Annotated in this window: 15 protein-coding genes, 1 tRNA gene and 1 CRISPR repeat array; of the genes, 6 read left to right on the top strand and 10 right to left on the bottom strand. The window is 36.7% G+C overall.

Going from position 1 to position 20,993, the window contains the following annotated elements:
* Positions 1-13: 13 nt before the first annotated feature.
* Both CFPU101_RS09240 and CFPU101_RS09235 read right to left on the bottom strand, forming a co-directional pair.
* Positions 14-421, bottom strand: a complete 408-nt coding sequence (locus CFPU101_RS09240; protein WP_206815068.1) for an MAPEG family protein — start codon at positions 419-421, stop codon at positions 14-16.
* A gap of 3 nt (positions 422-424) precedes the next feature.
* A complete protein-coding gene (locus tag CFPU101_RS09235; protein ID WP_206815067.1) occupies positions 425-928 on the bottom strand; it encodes a DNA recombination-mediator protein A in 504 nt (167 codons plus the stop codon).
* 139 nt (positions 929-1,067) lie between these two features.
* Here CFPU101_RS09235 and CFPU101_RS09230 point away from each other — a divergent pair.
* Positions 1,068-1,141 (top strand) — tRNA-Val (locus CFPU101_RS09230).
* A 513-nt stretch (positions 1,142-1,654) separates the two neighbouring features.
* The gene (gene tcmP, locus CFPU101_RS09225; RefSeq protein ID WP_206815066.1) at positions 1,655-2,941 is read left to right on the top strand and encodes a three-Cys-motif partner protein TcmP; all 1,287 of its coding nucleotides are present in this window, start codon (positions 1,655-1,657) and stop codon (positions 2,939-2,941) included.
* A 36-nt stretch (positions 2,942-2,977) separates the two neighbouring features.
* Here the strand turns inward: tcmP and CFPU101_RS09220 are convergent, their stop codons facing one another.
* Positions 2,978-3,739, bottom strand: a complete 762-nt coding sequence (locus CFPU101_RS09220; RefSeq protein WP_206815065.1) for a DUF5131 family protein — start codon at positions 3,737-3,739, stop codon at positions 2,978-2,980.
* A gap of 255 nt (positions 3,740-3,994) precedes the next feature.
* Positions 3,995-5,389 carry a TniQ family protein gene (locus tag CFPU101_RS09215; RefSeq protein ID WP_206815064.1) on the bottom strand — a complete coding sequence of 465 codons (1,395 nt, stop codon included), beginning with the start codon at positions 5,387-5,389 and terminating at the stop codon, positions 3,995-3,997.
* Positions 5,390-5,533: 144 nt separating this feature from the next.
* On the opposite strand from CFPU101_RS09215, the gene cas6 reads away from it, so the two are divergent.
* The 4 genes from cas6 to cas5 are packed head-to-tail and all read left to right on the top strand — an operon-like array spanning position 5,534 to position 9,363.
* Positions 5,534-6,199 carry a type I-MYXAN CRISPR-associated protein Cas6/Cmx6 gene (gene cas6, locus CFPU101_RS09210; RefSeq protein WP_206815063.1) on the top strand — a complete coding sequence of 222 codons (666 nt, stop codon included), beginning with the start codon at positions 5,534-5,536 and terminating at the stop codon, positions 6,197-6,199.
* Positions 6,196-7,770, top strand: coding sequence for a type I-MYXAN CRISPR-associated Cas8a1/Cmx1 (cas8a1, locus tag CFPU101_RS09205; RefSeq protein WP_206815062.1), 1,575 nt, complete (start codon positions 6,196-6,198; stop codon positions 7,768-7,770). The genes cas6 and cas8a1 overlap by 4 nt, the downstream gene beginning before the upstream one ends.
* The gene (locus tag CFPU101_RS09200; protein ID WP_242577846.1) at positions 7,754-8,728 is read left to right on the top strand and encodes a CRISPR-associated protein; all 975 of its coding nucleotides are present in this window, start codon (positions 7,754-7,756) and stop codon (positions 8,726-8,728) included. The genes cas8a1 and CFPU101_RS09200 overlap by 17 nt, the downstream gene beginning before the upstream one ends.
* Positions 8,725-9,363, top strand: a complete 639-nt coding sequence (cas5, locus tag CFPU101_RS09195; protein ID WP_206815061.1) for a type I-MYXAN CRISPR-associated protein Cas5/Cmx5/DevS — start codon at positions 8,725-8,727, stop codon at positions 9,361-9,363. Before CFPU101_RS09200 ends, cas5 begins: the two co-directional genes overlap by 4 nt.
* A 248-nt stretch (positions 9,364-9,611) precedes the next feature.
* Positions 9,612-10,076: direct repeats of the CRISPR family, unit length 36 nt; unit sequence GTGATTCGTGGCTTAATGCCGTTAGGCGTTGTTCAA.
* 41 nt (positions 10,077-10,117) lie between these two features.
* Here cas5 and CFPU101_RS09190 read toward each other — a convergent pair.
* The 6 genes from CFPU101_RS09190 to CFPU101_RS09165 form a co-directional block, all read right to left on the bottom strand.
* Positions 10,118-11,599, bottom strand: coding sequence for a class I SAM-dependent DNA methyltransferase (locus CFPU101_RS09190; RefSeq protein WP_206815060.1), 1,482 nt, complete (start codon positions 11,597-11,599; stop codon positions 10,118-10,120).
* Positions 11,600-11,659: 60 nt separating this feature from the next.
* Positions 11,660-13,210, bottom strand: coding sequence for a restriction endonuclease subunit S (locus CFPU101_RS09185; protein ID WP_206815059.1), 1,551 nt, complete (start codon positions 13,208-13,210; stop codon positions 11,660-11,662).
* A gap of 36 nt (positions 13,211-13,246) precedes the next feature.
* On the bottom strand, positions 13,247-15,997 hold the full coding sequence (locus CFPU101_RS09180; RefSeq protein WP_206815058.1) for a type I restriction-modification enzyme R subunit C-terminal domain-containing protein: 2,751 nt from the start codon (positions 15,995-15,997) through the stop codon (positions 13,247-13,249).
* Between the two features lie 73 nt (positions 15,998-16,070).
* Entirely contained in the window at positions 16,071-17,060 is a 990-nt protein-coding gene (locus CFPU101_RS09175; protein WP_206815057.1) for a TniQ family protein, read from the bottom strand.
* Positions 17,057-18,172 (bottom strand): ATP-binding protein, encoded by a 1,116-nt coding sequence (locus tag CFPU101_RS09170; RefSeq protein WP_206815056.1) that lies wholly within the window; start codon positions 18,170-18,172, stop codon positions 17,057-17,059. The genes CFPU101_RS09175 and CFPU101_RS09170 overlap by 4 nt, the downstream gene beginning before the upstream one ends.
* Positions 18,172-20,925 (bottom strand): Mu transposase C-terminal domain-containing protein, encoded by a 2,754-nt coding sequence (locus tag CFPU101_RS09165; protein ID WP_206815055.1) that lies wholly within the window; start codon positions 20,923-20,925, stop codon positions 18,172-18,174. Before CFPU101_RS09165 ends, CFPU101_RS09170 begins: the two co-directional genes overlap by 1 nt.
* Positions 20,926-20,993: the final 68 nt, after the last annotated feature.

Here is a 20,993-nt window from a genome sequence, read left to right as displayed (position 1 = left end):
TTTAATTTTCAAGTTACTGAATTTTTAGAATACTCAAAACAAACAGCGTAAAAGTACTCAATGAACCGATGCCAAACATTAGAGAACGAGCAATTGAGATATTAGAAATATAAAACACTGGATAAAGAGAACGAGCGACCACAAACGCGATCGCTGCTCCTGCTGCTAAATTAGAATTAACACCTGTCACATAAGCTAAGATAGCGGATGCCGCAAAAGGCATAAACGTCTCAAAAGCATTTTGATGCGCCCAACTTGCTCGTTTGGCATAAGCAGGTAATCGATCAAACATTTCACGCGGAGCCGACATATCATATCCTACTTGAAGACGAGCATATCCAACGACCATAAATGGAATATAGATCAAGATAAACGCCGCCAAAATAGAATAGAGCAGAATTGCACTAACTGATAAATTCATTCATTAATCAAAGTAGAATAAAGTAACTAATTTACGTTGCTCTTCTGCTTCGTGACAGGTTTGCAAAAGCGTATGGCTGTCATGAAACGCAAAACAAATCAACTGCTGACAGCGAGAAATAATCTCCCTATTACAAATTGAACTTGCTTCACCAAGAGAAAGATTATCATTTTCTGGACTTTCAATTAGATGGATAACTTGTTTAAGTTGATCTTGTGATTCTCTAGGTTGCCTTTCTAAGCTTTGGGGCAAGATAACCGTTAAAAGATTAGGATCAGCCCGCATTGCTCCTTTAATCACCGCAGAATTTGTTCCAGTGGCACCAGAAGTCATCACTCGGTTACCACCCAATGCTAAAGCATACGTCATCATTTCAATTAACTGTTGATGAGTAATGGGAACATGGCGCGTACCGAGTAAAGCAATGCGTTTAGAACCCGTCTGTTGAATTGCAGCGAGTTCCTGCGACAAAGTGTCTGAACTAAGGGTTTCGATAGATTGACTCAAAGATTTTTACTCTTCGTAGCTACACTCATTAACAGTTCGTTATTTTAGCAAAACTCGGCCCATAAAGCGAAATAAGTGTATGAAATCTATAAACATCTTGTATTTATTTAAAAAAGTATGCTATGATTATGGACTGTGCGGACGTATAGCTCAGTTGGTTAGAGTACATCGTTGACATCGATGGGGTCACTGGTTCGAATCCAGTTACGTCCATATATATTGAGCATACATTTGTTGATAGGCTGTCATTTAAAGTTTGTTTTTGCCGTTGCGGCAAAGTAATGCCTTAAAAATGTAGCGGCAAGATTATGCTTTAAAAATTTAAGAGAAAAATAATGTGCATTATTAACTATCTCTATTGTGAAGATTCTATCGTTCATCAATACGCAGTGTGAATTTAGCTTAACGTAAAACCTTGCATACTTAAAGGCAGCCTAGAAAACTCGGTTGTCGAATCTGTAGCGAGATAAAAATATAACTAAAATGTACCTCTTGCTTAAGAGTACAACCTTAGAACAGTATAGATAGGTTTATTTTTAATGAAGAATGTGTAAAGCTTGATTTGTAAATGTCGAATAGGATTAATATTAGAAAAGATAGAAAATTCAATCGCTCATAATAGATGTTATCAGTTATTGAAACGAGATATCTGTTGTGAAAATTAAGGTCTATCAACCTTTTGTAGACTTATCCTAGTTAATATATCTTACTCTGGTAAAGAAGATTATGAGAAGACAAAATATTGCTTGGAGTGCTGATGGCAGCGTCATACCAGAAGCCGAGCCTCACACTAAAGCCAAACACTACATTCTAGAGACTTATATTGTCAATCTCATACATACTTTATATGGAAAAGGTAGATATGGAGTAACTAATTTTACATTTATAGATGGATTTTGTGGAGGTGGACTATACAAAGATTCTCAAGAGATAGATATGTGGTATGGCTCTCCAGTTAAAATAATACAAGCAGTTAGAGAAGGATATAAAAAATCTCAAAGAAATTATTCTCTTAATGTTCAATATATATTTATAGATAATCAAAAAGAGCATTTAGATTATCTTAAAAATTATGCTATGCCGCGTGCTGGTTTAGACGAGTTGTGTGATGAAAAAATTCACACTTTTAAGGATGAATTTGGAACAAGAACCGAACAATGTGAATTTTTTCACGGTGAGTTCGAGAAATTGATTGATTTTTGCATACTGAGAGCCGAGCATTTTAGAGGCCATTCATTTTTTCTTTTAGATCCTTGTGGTTGGACTGATGTCTCAATGAATAGTATTAGAAAGATACATAGTTTGACTAAATCAGAAATTCTTTATACATTTATGATTGATTTTATTGCTAGGTTTATCACGGAACGAGATACCAAACTTCAAAAAGCATTCCATGATATTCTTGAAGCAGATAGTTATTACGATTTAAAAAAAATAACTGATTTAAGCAGTGCATCGGTACAGTGTTATTTAAGAAATGAATCCATGAGACTTTTTAGAGAAAGAGGTAAGTTTGAAAAAGCATTTACTTTTTCTATGGTTCCAAAAGGAGATACTAGACCTTTATACTATCTCATCCATCTATCTAAAAGTTTAACTGCATTACAAGTTATCAAAGACTCATTTTGGCAAAATAATAATTTATCATATCAATATTATTTTGAGATTTACGGATATACTTTTAGAACAACAGATTATTATGAAGAAAATCAGACATTTCTAGAATTTGATATTACAGAAAATAATTATGATTATTCAATTAGAAAACTTCATCAGCAATTAGTAGATTTAATCTATAATCAGAAAGAAATTACTTTTCTCAATTTATGTGAGAAAACTATGGAGCTAAATCCTGCCAATAGAGAACAATATGTTAAACTTATTAATTTTTTAAGGATGGAGGGAGATATTGAAGTTATAAGAAACGACAAGCTACTTAATGGAAAAAAGCCAGATTTACAGAAGAATGATATTATTAAACAGCCATCAACAAAACAACTTAGATTTTTCTGAAAAAATAGCTTTATCTTTTTATGAAAGATCAATAAGCTAAATAAGACTTAGTTGTTTTTGCTTAAGATTATTGGCTTTCCACTGCTGTAAATGACTTTCCCAAGACTGAGGCATTTCATCCCAGGTTTGTCCGTTTAAAAGACGACCACCTGCTTTAGAATGCTTGCCACCCCATTGCTTAAAAAAGAAAGCGACATTTGCTTCTTGAGCTTGATGCAATATATCTTCAACCCATTCTTGTTGAAGTGGTCGATGTTTTAGTCCCGATTCTCCGCCCACAATGACCCAGTCTATACCAGTTAGGTCTAATTTTAATGAGCCTAATAGAGGTTCACAAGAAAGGAAACGTATTTTAGCTGGTATTTGTCGAAGAGATTCCACTCTGGAAACATAATTTTGATTCTCGACAGATACCCCCATCCATATATTATCTGTCCACTTCAGTTGTGGAGCAATTGTCAATAAGCGTTCATGTCTTTTGGTCAAAATTTGATAAATGTGCCAAGGTGTTTCATGTATTACATTAAAGACTTTTTCGATGAACTCTAAGGGAATTTGCTCATGAAATAAATCACTCATAGAATTAACAAAAATTCTACTTGGATTCTTCCAATGTTTGGGTTCACTAAGTCTGTTATGATGTAAAGTTAATTTGAATCCTTGAGGAAAAGTTTGTGCAAATCTTTCTGTAATTGCCTCCGCATAACAATACTTACAACCTGTACTAACTTTGTCGCATCCTGTCGTTGGATTCCAAGTTTTATCTGTCCATTCGATACCAGTTTGAGGGCTTGACATTACAAATTCCTCTATTTTAATTTATTTAATATAGTAGTATTAATTCTATCATTTCTCTTGACGAATGAAATAAAGATTAACTACATTTTATGAGATAATTAATAAAAAGTATTCATGCTGATGGCAAGTTTATTCTTTAAAAAAATGACTCGTGGCTCCTGACACAACTTAATAGTACAAATATTACACGAGTAACTCTAGATTTGTGAAAGCTCAAGTTATAACCATTTGTCTTAATAGTTTATTGATAAGGCATTACAAGCTCCTAATAATAGATTGAACTTCTTTCTTATAAAGCAGCCGAACCTTCTTATAGCGAAAATATCCAGGGTTGCTAATAAGCTCACATACACGAGCTTCTGTTGGATATTCCCCTAATTTGCCGAGTGTAATAATAGCCTCTTCAATTTCAAGACAACATTTATCAATAGAAGCTATATGACAAAGATGCTGATAATGACGGCGTTTATCTACAATTTGACGGCATAGTTCAGGAAAATGTCGTGAGAGAAGCCGTCGATTAATATTTAATTGTTTAGCAACATCTATGAGCGTTGGTAATGATTCAGAGGACTGAGACAAAATCGTAGTTAAAGTGTTTTCAATTAGCTCTAGATTAAAGTTTTGAGGCGATAATCGTGCCTTTTTAGAAGATTGACGCTCAAATGTTAGTTTATTAAGAGTAGTAGCTGTTTGTTGAAAATCCTGCATTAAGAATTGAGATAAAGAAAGACGAAGAGAATAACAAATTTGTAGTAGAGCAGAAAGAGAAGGACAATTTTTACCTGTATACCATCCCCAACAAGTATTTTTAGGAATTTGGTGCATTGCTGCAAAAGCCGCTATATTACCATCAGTGTATTTTTCTACAGCAATATTAAAAGATTTTTGTATATGTTCTGGAGTTAGTAAGGAAGATAGCTGATAAGCATTAGCGAGCAATTCTCCCAAAGCATTGACCATCCATCTTTCCTGATTAACTATTTGAGAATTGTTAGAAATTGCTTTATTTTGAGCTATTCCTAGCCACTGAGAGCAGTATGAGCAATAGCCTAAATTCGATTTCCAACTTAACCAATGTATTTGACGACAACAATGAGGACAATTTTGTATTAGAGGATATTGATGTATCAGACAAACTGTTACATCTTTTAGTGTCCAAAGTAGTAGGTCATAAATCAAGTGTTTGTTTTGTTTCCATTCTTGATAACAAATTGGACACCAAGCTTTATAGGGGCGTAATAAACCTTTTGTGACTAAAATATTTGAAAAGGGTATTAATGTTAAAAATTGTAGTTGATTATGAAGCGTTAATTGATTAATAACATTTGAAAAATCAGTGGCTATAGTTCCATACCCATTTAAAGCATGAGAACGATTAAAAAATGTTTTTAGTCCTCTACTTGTATAATTTTTAATAAAAGTTTGCTGTAGGAGAGGATTGATAACTCTCGATAATAAAATACTGGGAAAAACCTCGTGTGAGTTGGCTAAACGAGTAACAAAGCTGGTCAAGCTCTCAACTTTAGGAGTTCCTATGCCAATCGGTTCTAAATGATGTAAGCGACTTCGCTCAGGCATTGGAAACTTCTCTGGACTCCATAGCTCATCCTCAGAGTAGGGTTGAATTTGGGTAAGCTTTATGTCCATAAATGTTTAAAGAAGCTAAAATTTTTCTTAAAATTAACTTGAGATATTGCAAAATTCTAAAAGTAAGTTATAGTGTACTATTATAGTTTGTTTCTTTCAAATTATTCTAATATTTACTATTAATTTTTCTAACACTGTTCATCTATGATAGCTACCCATATAAACAGTGAAGAATATTTAGACCTAACCTTTAAGCTTAGAGGCGCACCGATTCCCCTTGATAATGGTTATATTATCTACGCTGCCTTAGCCCGTATTTGTCCACCTCTTCATGAACTTAATTCTATTGGAATTCATCCTATTGCTGGAATTCCAACTAGCAACAATTTTCTTGAACTCAATGAGCAATCTCGTTTAATAATTCGCATTCATCATCAACAAATTCCCTTAATATATCCTTACTTAACTGCTCAAACGTTTCAAATCGGTCAAGAATCTTATCAACTAAATATTCCCGACTATCAACCTTTGATTGCCTCGGAAAGTCTTTATTCTAGATTAGTCGTCATTACTGGTTTTCAAAACCCTTCTACTTTTATTGAGGCCGTTCAACGGCAACTGGATAATTTAGGAATACAGGGAAAGATTGAACTTCTTACCCGACAAGATGGAACTCCCCAACGGCGACAACTCACCATTAGTAAGCAAGGAAGACAATTTAAAATACGAGGATTTGGTATAAAAATCAGTGAACTCAACCCAGAAGATTCTTTAATCTTGCAAGAACGGGGAATTGGGGGGAAACGCAAGATGATGTGCGGGGTGTTTGTTCCAGCAACTCGTACTAAGGAAGAGGAGGAGACGCAATGATAGTTGCTACTCAACCAAAAATTTCCCTGTCTCTCGATGCCTCCGATACAACGATAATGCACCGTGTAGGAATGACGGGACTTTACATGACGTTAAAACGATTAGAACAGAAATTTCCTGATTCTCGAAATCGTGCTGGACATCTTTCATGGTTGTTGACTCCCGATACTATTGAATTATTCTGGGCAGGGAGTGATGTAGTTGCGCTCTCATGGTTGATGCAAGAATCCTTTCAACTCGATGATAGGGGGTTAATTCAATTAGCAGGATTAGAAAATGATGCAATGGAATTAGAACAGAAAATCCACATCCATGAAGGGATATGTGCTATTTTCCTGCGTCATAATAAGTTTTACAAAGCAGGGAATCAGGCTAAAACAAAACTAACGGTTGAAAGTCAAGAAGTGGAGTATCAATACAAACCACTTCTTTGGTACGCTCATCAAACTTTTGCACAACATTTATGCGAGATAAATACCCAACAACTCAAACAGGATTATCTTCAATTTACGAGTTGGTTGTATCTAGGGGGAGTAGTACGTCATGCCATGTTGGAGAAAGTCACGAAACTGGAAGCTAAACCTGAATATGCTTTCGCTTTATTGTTCGTTCCCGTTGTCTGTCACTACTGGTTACTCCATTTTCCTTCAGAAGACTTGAAGGAAAGGAAACCCCATCGTTACCTTGTGGTAATTCCTGAAGTTAATAATTTTGAAGAAGCCTCTCAAAGACGATGGCGATTACAACAATTAGCAGTCAAACAACTTCATGTTAGCAGCATTGAGGAGGCAGGTTTACTTTATTACAGCTTAGATGAGGTTCAACAAGACGATAACTACTATCAAGCTTGTCAAGTCTGGTTATATGAAAAAATGAATAAAATGTCTCATCAACGAACTGTGATGAGTATTAAAGAAATCGATATTGATAAGGATATTTTAATCACCTATCAAGTGGTTCAACAACAGTTTCAGCCCAATTATCAACACATTAATTCTAAAAAAAACCTTATTACAGTTAATTCAATTCGGTCACTGATTGCTGAGAACTTAGTACGAGGACTCCCTTGGTGGTCTAATTTTTGGGAAAAATTGATTGTAGAGGATTCAAAAGGATATCTATTCAAACAGCTACTTTACAATCGCAGAGGAGTGAAATTTATGGTAGAAGGTAGTGAACAAAAAGAAAAGTGTCTGACCTTCGTTAATGTCTTTCAACACGCCATGTCGGTCTACTTTGCTAAAGTGTATGCTAAGACAGACAAAGGAAAAGAAGCTCCCATTGAAAAAAGAGTTGAACGATTAAGGGCAGAGTTGAATTGTTGCTATGATGAATTGTCGTTTCAGCAATACCTAGCAGATTTTTTGGCTAGGGGAGGATTAAATGAGTATTTCTATGAAAATAAAGATAGAGTTTTATTGATAATAGAAGAAGTTTCTTGGAAAAAGTTAAGAGTTTGGTCTTTGTTAGCGATAGCAAGTTATAAACCCAAAGAAAAACATACTAATACGAATGAAAATTCATCTCCAGACACTCAAAAACTAGAAGGAGTAAATGATGAATCAGAATAATAATGACAATAAAATTCTAAATTATTATCTTTATGGTACTGTCCTTACTCGTTATGGTTTAGCATCCTTAAATCATGGTATGAGGCAAGGAAATAAAACTTTATTACAAAAAGTTTATTGGTATGGTAAAATTCATTCTTTAGTCAGTTCAAGTGCTATTCGCTGGGCATTACGCTTTTATCTTCAAAAGAAAGCTTATTCTATAAATAGAGTTTGGGATGAAGATGAACATATAAATCGGTTAACCAGTGAGGATTTTGACCCAGAACAATTTTTAGATGATGACATTTTTGGGTTTGCTTTATTGGAGTCTGCCGAAACAGAAGGGGATGCTTCAACAACGAAGAAAAGAAAGAAACAAACAAAACTTAGCACTCCTAATCAGCGAATGGGTGCATTAGGGATGAATATGGCTGTTTCGTTAACACCCTATGATGGGACATTAAAGTTAGGAGCAAAAAGCGGGAGAGAAAAGGATAGTACATCGCTTCATTTCACGGAATATCATGCGACCCGCTACCAATATTACTTTGGCATTAACGCTACTCATCTGAAAGACCCTTCTCGGATTCTTCCTCTGATAGATGGGATTATGGAACTTCCCAAAGTAGGAGGAAATAGTAATATTTTTAATTATCCTTTTTGTCCCGATAGTTTTATTTTTCAATGGACGAGTCATTTTGCTTCTTATATTTCCTATTGCTTTGAAGCTTGTGATGGTCATGGGAAAGGAAAGCAGGTTAAGCTGACAAAAGACTTTATAGGTGAGGTGGAATGCGGTCAAATTAACCCTGATGATCTTTGGATTGGGGGGTCAATTGTTGAAGAGTTACAACAGTTGGAGAATTTTAAGCAGTCAAATCTTAGTAAGGCGCATCTTAACCGTAATCGGAATGAACTGATTGAAGCTTTAAAAGCGGTTATTAAAAGAGATTTGGAGTTGGAAAAATCACAATGACGACACCATTAATTCTCTATTTAGATGTTCCATTTGCGACTTTTCGAGAGTCTCATGCAAGAGAAATAGGGAGAACTTATCCTGTTCCTCCTCCAGCAACGGTGTACGGAATGTTGTTGTCGTTGGTAGGTGAAACGGATATCTATCGTCATTGTGGGATAGAAATAGCCATTGGAATGTTATCTGAACCTAGAAAGTCTCAGATTTTGCGTCAGATGAGACGGTTTAAGAATGCTAATTTTAGTCATCCAGAAAATGTTAATCCCTCTTATCAAGAGATTTTGTCTAATCTAAAATGTTTGATTTGGCTTCGTTCTGACGGAGAGAAGCGACAACCAAGTTTAAGGGATAGAATACAGTCAGCGTTCGACTATCCTCAGTTAGTAAAACGGTTTGGCTGTCTATTCCTAGGGGAAAGTGACCAGTTGATTAAGACTATAAAAATTGTCTCTGAAGAGTATCCAGAGGGAGTAAGGCGGTGGGTGATAAGGGATAATCGAGGACGATTAACTTTACCCTATTGGGTTGACCATGTGGGGATAAGAAATACCCGTTCTTTAAGATATCGAGTGGAGGAAATAGATAGATTATTGCCTCCTGATTTAGCATGGACGATGATTAAATCACCGATTTAACAAGTATCTTTGAATAGTAAGAAAATTTATTGTAGAGAAATGGTGAAAAGATTGACAAGATAAGCGATATGCAGATTTAGTTGAGGTAGAAGATGCTTGCAATTTCACAAAAAGGCTTATAAAAATAAGATTTAAGTGGTAACAGACAAAAAAAAGGTGATAAGTTTTGCATTTTTGATATCTTAGTTTGAAAGATACTTGTAAGATTATCAATAAGCCTTCATCAGACAAAGGTTCTCGTCTTTGGGGTGATTCGTGGCTTAATGCCGTTAGGCGTTGTTCAAGCTATTGTTACGGTATTCAGTAGAAAATTTGGTGATGTGATTCGTGGTTAATGCCGTTAGGCGTTGTTCAAGATCCCAATCCATAATCTAATCTTAGCTTGCTGACTGTGATTCGTGGCTTAATGCCGTTAGGCGTTGTTCAAGTGCGTAACGATGGTGTTGATTTAGTAGTGACGGTGTGATTCGTGGCTTAATGCCGTTAGGCGTTGTTCAACGTTAGGGCGGATTGTCAAACGGGCTACCTTTGGGAGTGATTCGTGGCTTAATGCCGTTAGGCGTTGTTCAAAGTAACCTTGAAAAAATTCTTCAATTAGAGCAAGAAGTGATTCGTGGCTTAATGCCGTTAGGCGTTGTTCAACTGGCCCGTCGGCGTGTAGGACGTTGAGAGGCGATGCGATTCGTGGCTTAATGCCGTTAGGCGTTGTTTAAAATTCCACCTTGATTTAACTGAGGTGTGAATCAATCTGAGTCTAACTATTTTCCAAGCTTCCTATAATAGTACGAAAGCTCTCCAATCCAGCTTCTAAGTTTTCTAGAATTTCTAGAGCAAGAATATCGGGTGCTGGAAGGTTATCGAGGTCGGTTAAACTTTTATCCTTAAGCCAGAAAATATCAAGGCTGGTTTTATCGCGTGTGATAATTTCTTCATAGGTGAATTTGCGCCAGCGTCCCTCTGGGTTATTTTCTGAATAAGTTTCTGTACGATTGTGACGATTTACGGGGCTATAACAAGTGATAAAATCTCCTAAATCATCTTTTTTAAGAGGATTTTTCTTGAGAGTAAAATGTATATTAGTACGGAAGTCATAAAACCAAATTTCTTTTGTCCAGGGGTGTTTAGCTGCGGGTTTGTTATCAAAAAAGATGACATTGGCTTTAACCCCTTGTTTATAAAAAACCCCTGTAGGAAGTCTTAGAATAGTATGCAGGTCGGTATTAAGTAAAAGTTGCTTTCTGACCGTTTCACCTGCACCGCCTTCAAAAAGAACATTATCAGGCACAACAACGGCTGCTTTTCCTGTTGTTTTCAGCATGGCGCGAATATGCTGAACGAAGTTAAGTTGTTTGTTAGACGTGGTTGCCCAAAAGTCTTGACGATTGTAGGTTAAGTCTTCTTGGTCTTGTTCTCCATCTTCATTTGTAAAAGTGAGGCTGCTTTTTTTCCCGAAAGGAGGATTAGCAAGAACATAATCCATGCTTTCAGAAGGTGGAGCAATGAGGGCATCTGTAGAGGCAATAAAGCAATGTTCATCGTCGATATCGCCAATATTATGCAAAAACATATTCATTAGTGCCATGCGTCGGGTATTAGCGACAATTTCGTTACCTCGAAAGGTTCTTTTTTTGAGAAATTCTTTTTGGTCTTTGTCTAACCTATAGTTTTTGACTAAAAAGTCATAAGCACCGAGGAAAAATCCGCCTGTACCACAAGCAGGGTCAGCGATAGTTTTCATCGGTTCAGGGCGCAAACATTCCACCATTGCCCAAATCAGCGCACGAGGGGTAAAGTATTGTCCTGCACCGCTTTTAGTATCTTCGGCGTTTTTCTCTAATAATCCTTCATAAATATCACCTTTGACATCTGCACCCATCATCACCCAGTTTTCTTCGTCTATCATGGCGATGATTTTGTAGAGTTTGGCGGGGTCTTGGATTTTGTTCTGGGCTTTGGTGAAAATTTGTCCGAGTAACCCTTTTTTCTGACCTAATTCGCGCAATACAACAAGATAATGAGCTTCCAAATCTGAGCCTCGTTTGGTACGGAGACTTTGCCAGTCGTAGTCGAAGGGGATACCACTTTGGCGGTTGTAGGGGGGGTTGGCGTATTCGTCCGCCATTTTTAGGAATAAGAGATAAGTCAGTTGTTCTAGGTAGTCTCCATAGCCTACACCGTCATCTCGTAGGGTATTACAGAAACTCCAAACTTTGGAAACAATAGAGGCAGTATTCATCAGCTAAGTTTTATTTATGGGTTTGTATGAGAAAGTTTGTTCTAAAAATCAAGAATGAAATCATGCAGATGTGACATCCAATTCAAGTTGTTTAGGAGAAGATTTTGATGTTTCATTGGAGTTTTCTGCTTGAATACGTTTTAAGAGTTCGCTGGCGGGTTCATCATTAGGGTTTTGAGATACGAGTTTTCCCTCAAAAGCAAGTTTGAGAATACTTTGGCGTAAAGCTTCGGCTTTTTCTAAATTCTCGGTGATGGTGGCTTCTAATTTGTCGCAAATTGATAAGCGAGATTCAATTTCTTGAACAATTTGAGTTTGTTCTAATAGAGGAGCAATAGCCATAGGTAATTCACTAATAGGAGCTAAAAACAGATTGGCTTGAGCCGTTGCTTTTTTCTTAGAGTGAATAACTTTTTGAAGTATGGGAGCTTGCAATTGATATTCCAAATACTTTGATAAATATTTATTATGTTGTATTTTGATAAGAGCAACACTCCTCACCATAGTAAATAGTATATTTTTGGGTACTCTACAAATCCGACCAATCGTACCAGAGCAAGATATTAAGATGTCCCCTTCTTCTGGATTGCATCGTTGAATTATCCTTATATATTCACTTTCAGGAATATAATCAACTTTTTCAAAAGATAGATAACTGTTTTGAATGTTTCTGGCTGATAAAAGATAGTAACCATTTTCTGTTCTTTCTGGAGTTGAATGTTCTCCGTCAGTTATTTTCTCAGAAATCTCATTAAGTCTTACCCAACACCATCCATCAGGTAAACTCGGTAACTTGCTTAATTCTTCCTCGGTTAACAGGGGTAACTCCTTTGATTGTTGAGGTTTAGTAGGCTTTTTGCCATTTTTACCGCTTGCTTCCCAATCTTTAACCGCTTTTTCCCACTCTTCTAACTGTTGCTGATAGTGTCGCTCTCTTTCTGCTTTAATCTGAGTGAGGAGAGTTTCAGCATCTTCTAGGGTGTCTTGGTGTTCTTTGCGCCATGCTTCGGTAAGTTTACCCTCAAACGCCCACTTTAGAATAGCTTGACGGTAGACTTTAAGTTTTTGTCTAGCTTTTTTTAGGTATTCTACCCCGTTATCGAGTTCTGAGAATAATTCTTCGATTTTCTCCACGATGCGATGTTGTTCGGGTAAGGGAGGAAGTACTATATAATAATTGCCAATTACATCAAAACCAACTCTAGGTCTATCTCCCTCATTAAGATGAGAGGCGAAAGAAACAAATTTAGCAGAATTCAAGAAATATTGAAGTAATTTTGGATTTATAGCTTCATTTTCAGGAAAAACAATAAATTCTGCAGAACACAAGCCATAAAAATCAGGCTTAAATACCTTATTTAAGTAAGGGCGCAATCGTCCATATAAAATATCATTTGGATGAAAATATACTGCTTTACTTTTCAGGTTTTTAGCTTGTTCTGTTCCCAATAACTTCATTGTATGAGAACTGATATGTTCCATTCCAATAAAAGGTAACTCTGAGTAATCTTGAGGTGACACCTTTGGACGATTTGGATTAAATATTTCTTTTAATTGTAATTGTATCCAGCCTTTCGGCAAATCTGCTATTTTTCCGTTTGTTCCCGTCATTATTCTATTACTTATTCATTTCTTTAGAATTTTTCTTCACACTACTAAAGCAGTGTTTAACTCCTCAATAATAGCCTCCATCTCATCCCCAAAAAGCTGATAAAGTTTTCCTAAACCTCCCATACTATCAAAAGGTGCATAGTCTAAATCTTCCCTTTCTAGGGCAAAAGAACTGATAATATGTTCCTTCATTGCTCGTAGCCACTGCATCTGTTCTTCATTAAATTTTACTGAGGCACCCGCCTGTTTTTGAAAAACCCACGTTTGAAAAGCACGATTAATACGGTTCTCATGAGGGGTTAGGGTTTCATCTAAGCCAATAACTCGCCGTATTAAAGTAACAAGGGCAGTTAACTCATTAATCGGCTGACTGCTAACCTGTTCTATTTGTGCATAAGCTTGCCATATCCTTAACGGTGCAAGGTGAGGACGGTCTTTTTTCAGTATATCTAACACTTCTTTCACCATTTGATAGGTAACAGGTCGCTGTTGATAGGGTAAATTATAATAGATCCGTAAGGCAGTAATTTCGTCTTTATTTACTTCAATAAAAGCTTTAAAGTCAGTTATCAGCGTTTCATTTTGTGTCTGCTGTTCTTGGCTCCATCCTGCATAAGTTACCTTATCTAAGTTAAGGCTGTCGATATACTGTTCATGAACTTGGCGGACATTATCTAAATATTCAATGAGTTGTCCTGTAAATAAACCAGAAACATGACGGGATAAGCTTTCATGTATTGCTTCTAGCTGTTCAAGTGTAGGATTATCGGTTTGATAATCTTGTTTCGCCCTATCCTCTATAACATCTAAGTCACACGCATTGAGTAACGCTTGGGCGATGTCTCCTAGTTTTGCTCCTTGAGTCAAATTTTGAACTTCTTGGGCTTCTTCTGAGGTGACTTGCCGTTCTAAACGGGCTAATCGTCCTGCAAGAGAAGTATAAGCCTCAGTATCAGTTGCCCCCATCATTATCCCTTGCATTAGGTCTTTGAGGGGAACACTACGCTTTGTTTCTAAGGGGCGACTATCGGTTTTAACAGATTTCTCTACACCTACGGCATCAATAATCACAAAGTGAGTTTTAGCAGATGGGGCAGAACCAGAAACTTTTTTTAACTCATCATGGCTCAGGGTGCGCGTTCCTCGTCCTTTCATCTGTTCGTAATAGTTTCGTGATTTTACATCCCGCATAAAGATAAGACATTCAAGAGGTCTAACATCGGTTCCTGTGGCAATCATATCAACTGTAACAGCGATGCGAGGATTATAACCATTGCGAAACTGAGATAACACCGATTTCGGGTCTTCTTTAGCTTTATAGGTTACTTTTTTACAAAAATCATTCCCTTCGTCAAATTCTTCTCGTACCATGTTGATGATATCATCGGCATGGCTATCATCTTTAGCAAAGATAAGAGTTTTGGGAACTTCTTGACGATGAGGAAAGATTTCAGGCAGTTTATCCCGAAACGTGCGAATAATCTGACGAATTTGACTAGGATTAACCACATCACGGTCTAATTGTGTTCCTGCGTAGACAATTTCATCATCTATTTGTGTCCAGCGTTTCTCACGCGTCAGTTTTTCCCGTTTTTCAATAAATTCTTGAGCAATTAAACGGCTACCATTTTTAGTGATTTCAGTTTCGATAGTATAGACTTCATAACCGACATTCACCCCATCCATGACCGCTTGTTCATGGGTGTATTCGCTGACTATGTTTTCATTAAAAAAGCCAAAGGTACGAAGGTCGGGAGTAGCAGTTAAACCAATGAGAAACGCATCGAAATAATCTAGAACCTGCTGCCAGATATTGTAAATGGAGCGATGACATTCATCAATGATAATAAAATCAAAAAATTCAATCGGTACTCTCGGATTATAGGCAACGGGAACAGGTTGTTTACGTTGTACCATCTCATTTGGGTTCGTTTCTTCGGCTGCCTCGTCTAAAGGTGAACCTTTAAGAATGGAGTAAAGACGTTGAATCGTGGAAATACAGACTTGAGCATCTTTAGCGAGATAATTAGATGAGAGACGTTGAACATTGTAGAGTTCGGTAAATTTTCGATTATCATCATTAGGAACAAAACTCATAAACTCTTGTTCGGCTTGTTCTCCTAAGTTTTTCGTATCAACGAGGAATAATACCCGTTTAGCGTCAGCAAACTTTAAGAGACGATACACGGCGGTAATAGCAGTGAAGGTTTTTCCGCTTCCTGTTGCCATTTGAACTAATGCACGAGGTAGATTACGCTTAAATGACTTTTCTAAGTTGTTAATCGCTATAACTTGACAATTTCTTAGTCCAGTCGGGTCAAGTGTCGGAATATCAGGAAGTCTATCCCGTAAGCTTTTCGATTGGGTCAACCATTCTTGGAAGGTTTCAGGACGATGGAAAGAAAAAACGAGACGGGAACGAGGTTTCGGGTCACGGCGGTCAGTAAAGCGAGTCAGTTTTCCTGTACTCTCATAAATGAAGGGCAGGGGTTGATTGTTGATGTGTTTTAATTTGCTATCAGCATATTCTCTTGATTGTTCTTCTACAACAGTCAGGCGATGTCCTTCTTCGTCTCGTTTAGCTTCAATAATCCCTACTGGCTTTCTATCAACGAAAAGCGCATAATCGACATATCCTGCATCGGTTTGGTACTCTCGAACGGCTATTCCTAAGCTGGCATTAAAATTGATGGCGTTTTTATCTTGAACGTCCCATCCCGCTTGAGCTAGTTTTTGGTCAATAAGGTCACGGGCTTGATTTTCAGGGGTTTGGTTCGCCGAGGACATCTTTAGTTGATGAATAAGAAATTGTGTTTATTACTTAGATAGCCCAATTTGGTGAATGAAATTCACATTGCTTCTATAATCTTAACTTTAAGCCAAAATTCTCAAACAAGATTTCTCCGAACTCCTTAAAATTAGCCAGAAATAATTGTGATACGCTAATCTTTGCCTTTTTACAGACAGGAATTATTAGCTTTACCAAATGATAAGGTTTATTTTGATGCTGTTTAGTCGCTATTTTTAATTGTTCCATCATTTTACCCAACTCTCCAAGTAACTTTAAATTCTTACCGATTGCTTGCTCAAACACTAATAAAATTAACTGTAACTTTCGGGTTAACTCTATTGAAATGGGTTTGTATTCTAATTGGGGAGTTAGCGCAATTAATTCACCAATGCCTTGAATATTAACTCGATATTTTTCTATATCTTCTTTTCCTTCTGTTTCTATTCCTAGCCATTGATAACAGTGAGAACAGAAACCCGATGACGATGACTTGGCTATGACAGGTAAGCTAGAACCACAATGGGGACATTCATCAACTAACCTTTGTTTATGGCTCAAACATACCTCCACATCTTTAAATGACCATAACAACGGCTCGTAAATCGTTTTCTTCTCCTGTTTCCACTCTTCCAAGCAGCAGGGACACCAAGCACGATTATTCCGAAATAGTCCTCGGTCATAAATCAACCCTTTCCAACTCAAAAGGGTTAAAAAGTGCAATTCTTGTCGCATGGTTAACTGCTCTAAAACAGTTACTAATTGTCTCGTCATCTGCCGCATTCCGTTAATGGCGGGTTTAGCATCACTATTTCCCAATAAATGATTCACACTTTTGGTTAATAGCTCTGACTTGTCCTCATTAATCAGAATAAGTGGTGCAATTTCTCCCATAATGAGCTTTTGTGAGGTTAAGCAATGCTCTTGTGCTAAACGATTAAGATAACTACTGAGGCTTTCTGTGTTTAGAGTTCCTATCCCTACAGGTTTAAGACTAAATAACCGACTTCGTTGAGGGATTTCTAGTAGTTTGGGACTCCAAAGTTCCTCATAAATACTCATCCCTCTTGATTAACTCCTACTAAGTCTCTCCCTACCTTACGTTCTCCAACCTTTCCACCTTTCTTTGTCGGTTGAGAATCAGTCAATTCAGGCTTGATGGCTTTTTCTTCGTTATATAAATAGGCTAAACGGCTTTCTCCTGCTTCTAACTCTTTTTGAATGGTCTTGCGTCTTCCTGCTGATAATTCTCTCGCTTTAAAATCTTTCATTCTCACCGTTTTAGCCACATCATCTAAAGCATTTTTGAGAGCGCGATACCACCAACTTTTAAGAATCCCCACACAACCTATTGAGTATTCCATAAAATATTCCCAACGTTCCTCTAATTGTGGTTCATCTTCAACTGGTAAATACTGCTGTAATGTCTTAATTACTTTAATAAATTCTTGTTGATCTTGCGATTTATCTAGATAATAGGGAGGTAAATAATAATCTTCACTTCTTCTGCCTACTTGACCATTCACTTCTTGACATTTTAAAAGTTCATACGTACCAAATAAAACATGAACTGTTTGAGTTTTATTCGCAATTGATTTCAGCCAGTTCATTTGAACATTAATTTGTCTTCCTCCTGCCACATCAAATAAATGCTGTGCTTCATCTAGGGTATAAGCTTTTAACTGACGATGTAAGAAAACTTTTTGCATCGTTCGACGCAAAGCTTTAGCATTTTTTCCTTCGTGATCTCCTATCAAATTATCTTCGTTATCATTCTCAAAATTAATTGTATAATTTTCTTTATAATCGATTAATACTTCCTTTAATGACTCCAAAACTTGAATATAGTAATCAGAATAGTTAAACTTTCCTCCTTCAGCACCATCTACCTCTATTCCTCCTACTACTAAACTACCAGGATTGGACATAATTTCATTTTCAAAATGTTTAAGCAATCGTTTTTCAAATTCTGCTTTTAATCGTGATTTGCCTACTCCTGTTACGCCAAACACCAGATAAACTAAAGCATCATCTGGTTCTATAGCATTCTTTAGTAGCTGCTCTAAAATTAGTCTTATATTGCGATGAGGAACAATCACATCTTTAAAATACTTAAGTTTGTTATCTGTTGTTTCTTGTAAAATTTCTTGAGGAAAACGACGTTCTTTATCCATTACCATAATTCCTCTTCAGCAAAAGCTTGAATGTTATCAAAGTTAATTTCTCTAGATAAACTAGAAGGTAAAACATCTTCTTCTATTTCTAAAATACTCTTCTCGATTTCTCTATTATTTTGAGATGAAGGGTATTCAATACTTGCTGCATTTAAGACAGCACTACTCAGCTTTCCTTCAATTAAATTATAGACTAATTTAGCTGATTGATCTCGTCGAATTTGTAGCAATAACTCTTCATGTTCTTCTGCGTTATTAAGCAAATCAACAATCTCTTTAGAGCCTAGATATTGACTTTGATTATAGCTTTGGCGTTTTCGTCTGCCAATTGTTGTGGCTATCTCTACTGCCTTCTCTGAATGACCTTGAAACCTCATATAATAATTAGATAAACACTTCACCCAATGATTATTAACATAAGCATAAGCAACACTATAATCTAGGGGGTCGTAGCGCACGGGAACAGATTGATTCTCAACGCTATAAAATTCATCTGTCCAATAATCTTGATAATTAATTCTTATTCCCTTACCAGGGATAACTTTGGCTGTTCCCTTATTGTTTGTGGGCAAGGTTAAAATCTTGAATTGCTCATCATATTTAATATATTGATGAGGGCGATGTCCCGTTTTAGTAACTCCTAATTCAAAGGCTTTTTGAGGGGACATTCCTTCTAAAGCAGGATGTTCTGTACTATCATAAACTCCATAAGCATAACCGAACGCCAAATAATCATATAATTCTTCTAAATTCCAGACAGCTAAATTCTTTGGATTATTTGCTTTTTTAACAAGGCGGACGTGCTTCATGATTTGGGTATTTCCCCTCAAGTTATTGATAAATTCCGTATTCTGTGAGCCAAACCAACGTTCAATAATTGAACTAAATTTAGGGCAATCCTTGGGACGATGCTTTTTACTAGCTTCAAAACGTGCTAACAATGTCTCAAAATAAGTAGAACTAAACTCTTTTCCATTATCCACAACAATCCATTCAGGAAACCGTCCAAACCGTTGTACACAGATGCGAATAGCCATCATACAAGAACGGTAACTTGGATTATCGAAGGTGAGGTATAAAGCTAGAATTCGCCGACTATAGGCATCAATCATACCTGTTACCCAAGGCCTGCCTAAGTTTTTGCCACTATAGGGGCATACACACTGAATATCTAGCTGTGTATGGTCAATATGCACAATTTCAAGGGGGCGATCTCCATGACGGGGGGTAGTAGGTCGAATTAACCAAGGCCCCAAATAATTATTAGCAGCACGAGAACCCATTCTTTTTTTAGTTTGTTGATAACTGTTTCGTTTTTTCACTCTTTCGTAATAAAAGGTATGACTTGGCAAAGGAGATATTTGTCTTAATTCTTTCCATCTATCCTTCAAAATCTCATAAGTCTGCCAAACGTTCTTTTGTGTAAAAGATTCATAATGTTCTTCAATTACTTGATCAATTATTTCCAAATCCTCATCACAATAGCGAGGTGTTGAGTTTCCTTTGTGTTGGGGAATTAAGCCAATAAACCCACTTCCGTATTCTTGTTGTGCTTTTCGGTATTTGGCTTTCCAGTGACGTAAGGTTCGTTCTGATAGGTTTTCTTCTTGAGAATTATAAGGTTTTCCATCTAAAAAAGGTTTAATAGCTGCATAACGATAGTTTGCGGTCTCTAACGCTTTAGGACTGGCTTCTAAAAAGTATTGCCATCCTTCCTCATTTAAAGTGGTGTGGCTTTCTGTCTGAAGATTACTGATTTCTCCTAATTTGACTAATTGTTCAAATTCTGCGAATTGCCAACGAATAATTCCTTGTTCTCCTCTAACAATAATTTTGCTTTCCCCAATATGGTCAATGGTGAGGCTTTTACCATCTAACAAAAATGATGACCCTACTTTAAGATCCACCATCTGCACACTGCTAGATATGGGTTCACGATAATCATGAGAAGCCGTGATGTAAGCCATTGCGGTAGCCTGGTCACGAAATAAATGAACTTTCTCTTGTTCCACTAAGGCTACTTCGCTTAAATTCACATAAACTTTTTCAAGAGAGATTAAGGTATTGATATCATCAATAGTGGCATTTTTCGCCTTCTCAAGTAGAGTGGTAAAGTTAATTCCTGGATAATTTATGATAATTTCTTTCAGATTAGCTTCTACCTGCTCATCAATAATGTATAGTTGCTTTAAATACCCTTGCTTGTAGGATTGTAAATATTTCTGATTACGATATTTGACCCAATCAATTTCACTATCTGAGCGAAGATAATAATAATATCCTAAGTTTTCGAGATATTCTTGAACAATAACATCTACCCATTGCCCTTCTATTTTTTGATAGCGATAAGGCTGTTCCTCACTAAGTTTTTCCAGTCTTTTCTCTGTTTTCCACTCTTCAAAACCACAATGATTCTTTCTCAACACGAAGAAATCGGGATAATGACCGATAGTGGTGGCTTGTTTACCTTGCGGTGAGCATTTAATACTAAATTTAATCGGTTGATCCCAATATTCTAAAACTGTGTCGTCATATTCATAGAATTGAGTAATAGCTGGTAGTTCAACGGTATGAGACTCGAATTGAATCGTTCTACCCATTTTTGAACTAGCATAGGGGCCATGAACGTTTCTTCCTCCTCCTTTTACTCTACGAGCAGGTGGGGAAGTCCGAATTTGGTTAACCAAATCTCTTTGTTGTTGGGAGAGTTGCAAACTATCACACCATGTTTGAAATTCAGCATCAGAGAGCATGGGTATCCCTCCTAAAATTAAAACAAGCTTACTAATAAAAACATCATAGCTAGTCTAGACTATTTCGG

Source organism: Chroococcus sp. FPU101 (genome assembly GCF_017312365.1).
GTDB lineage: Bacteria > Cyanobacteriota > Cyanobacteriia > Cyanobacteriales > Microcystaceae > Chroococcus.
The sequence above is the reverse complement of the archived record's forward strand: the minus strand, read 5'-3'. Positions and strand labels throughout refer to the sequence as shown.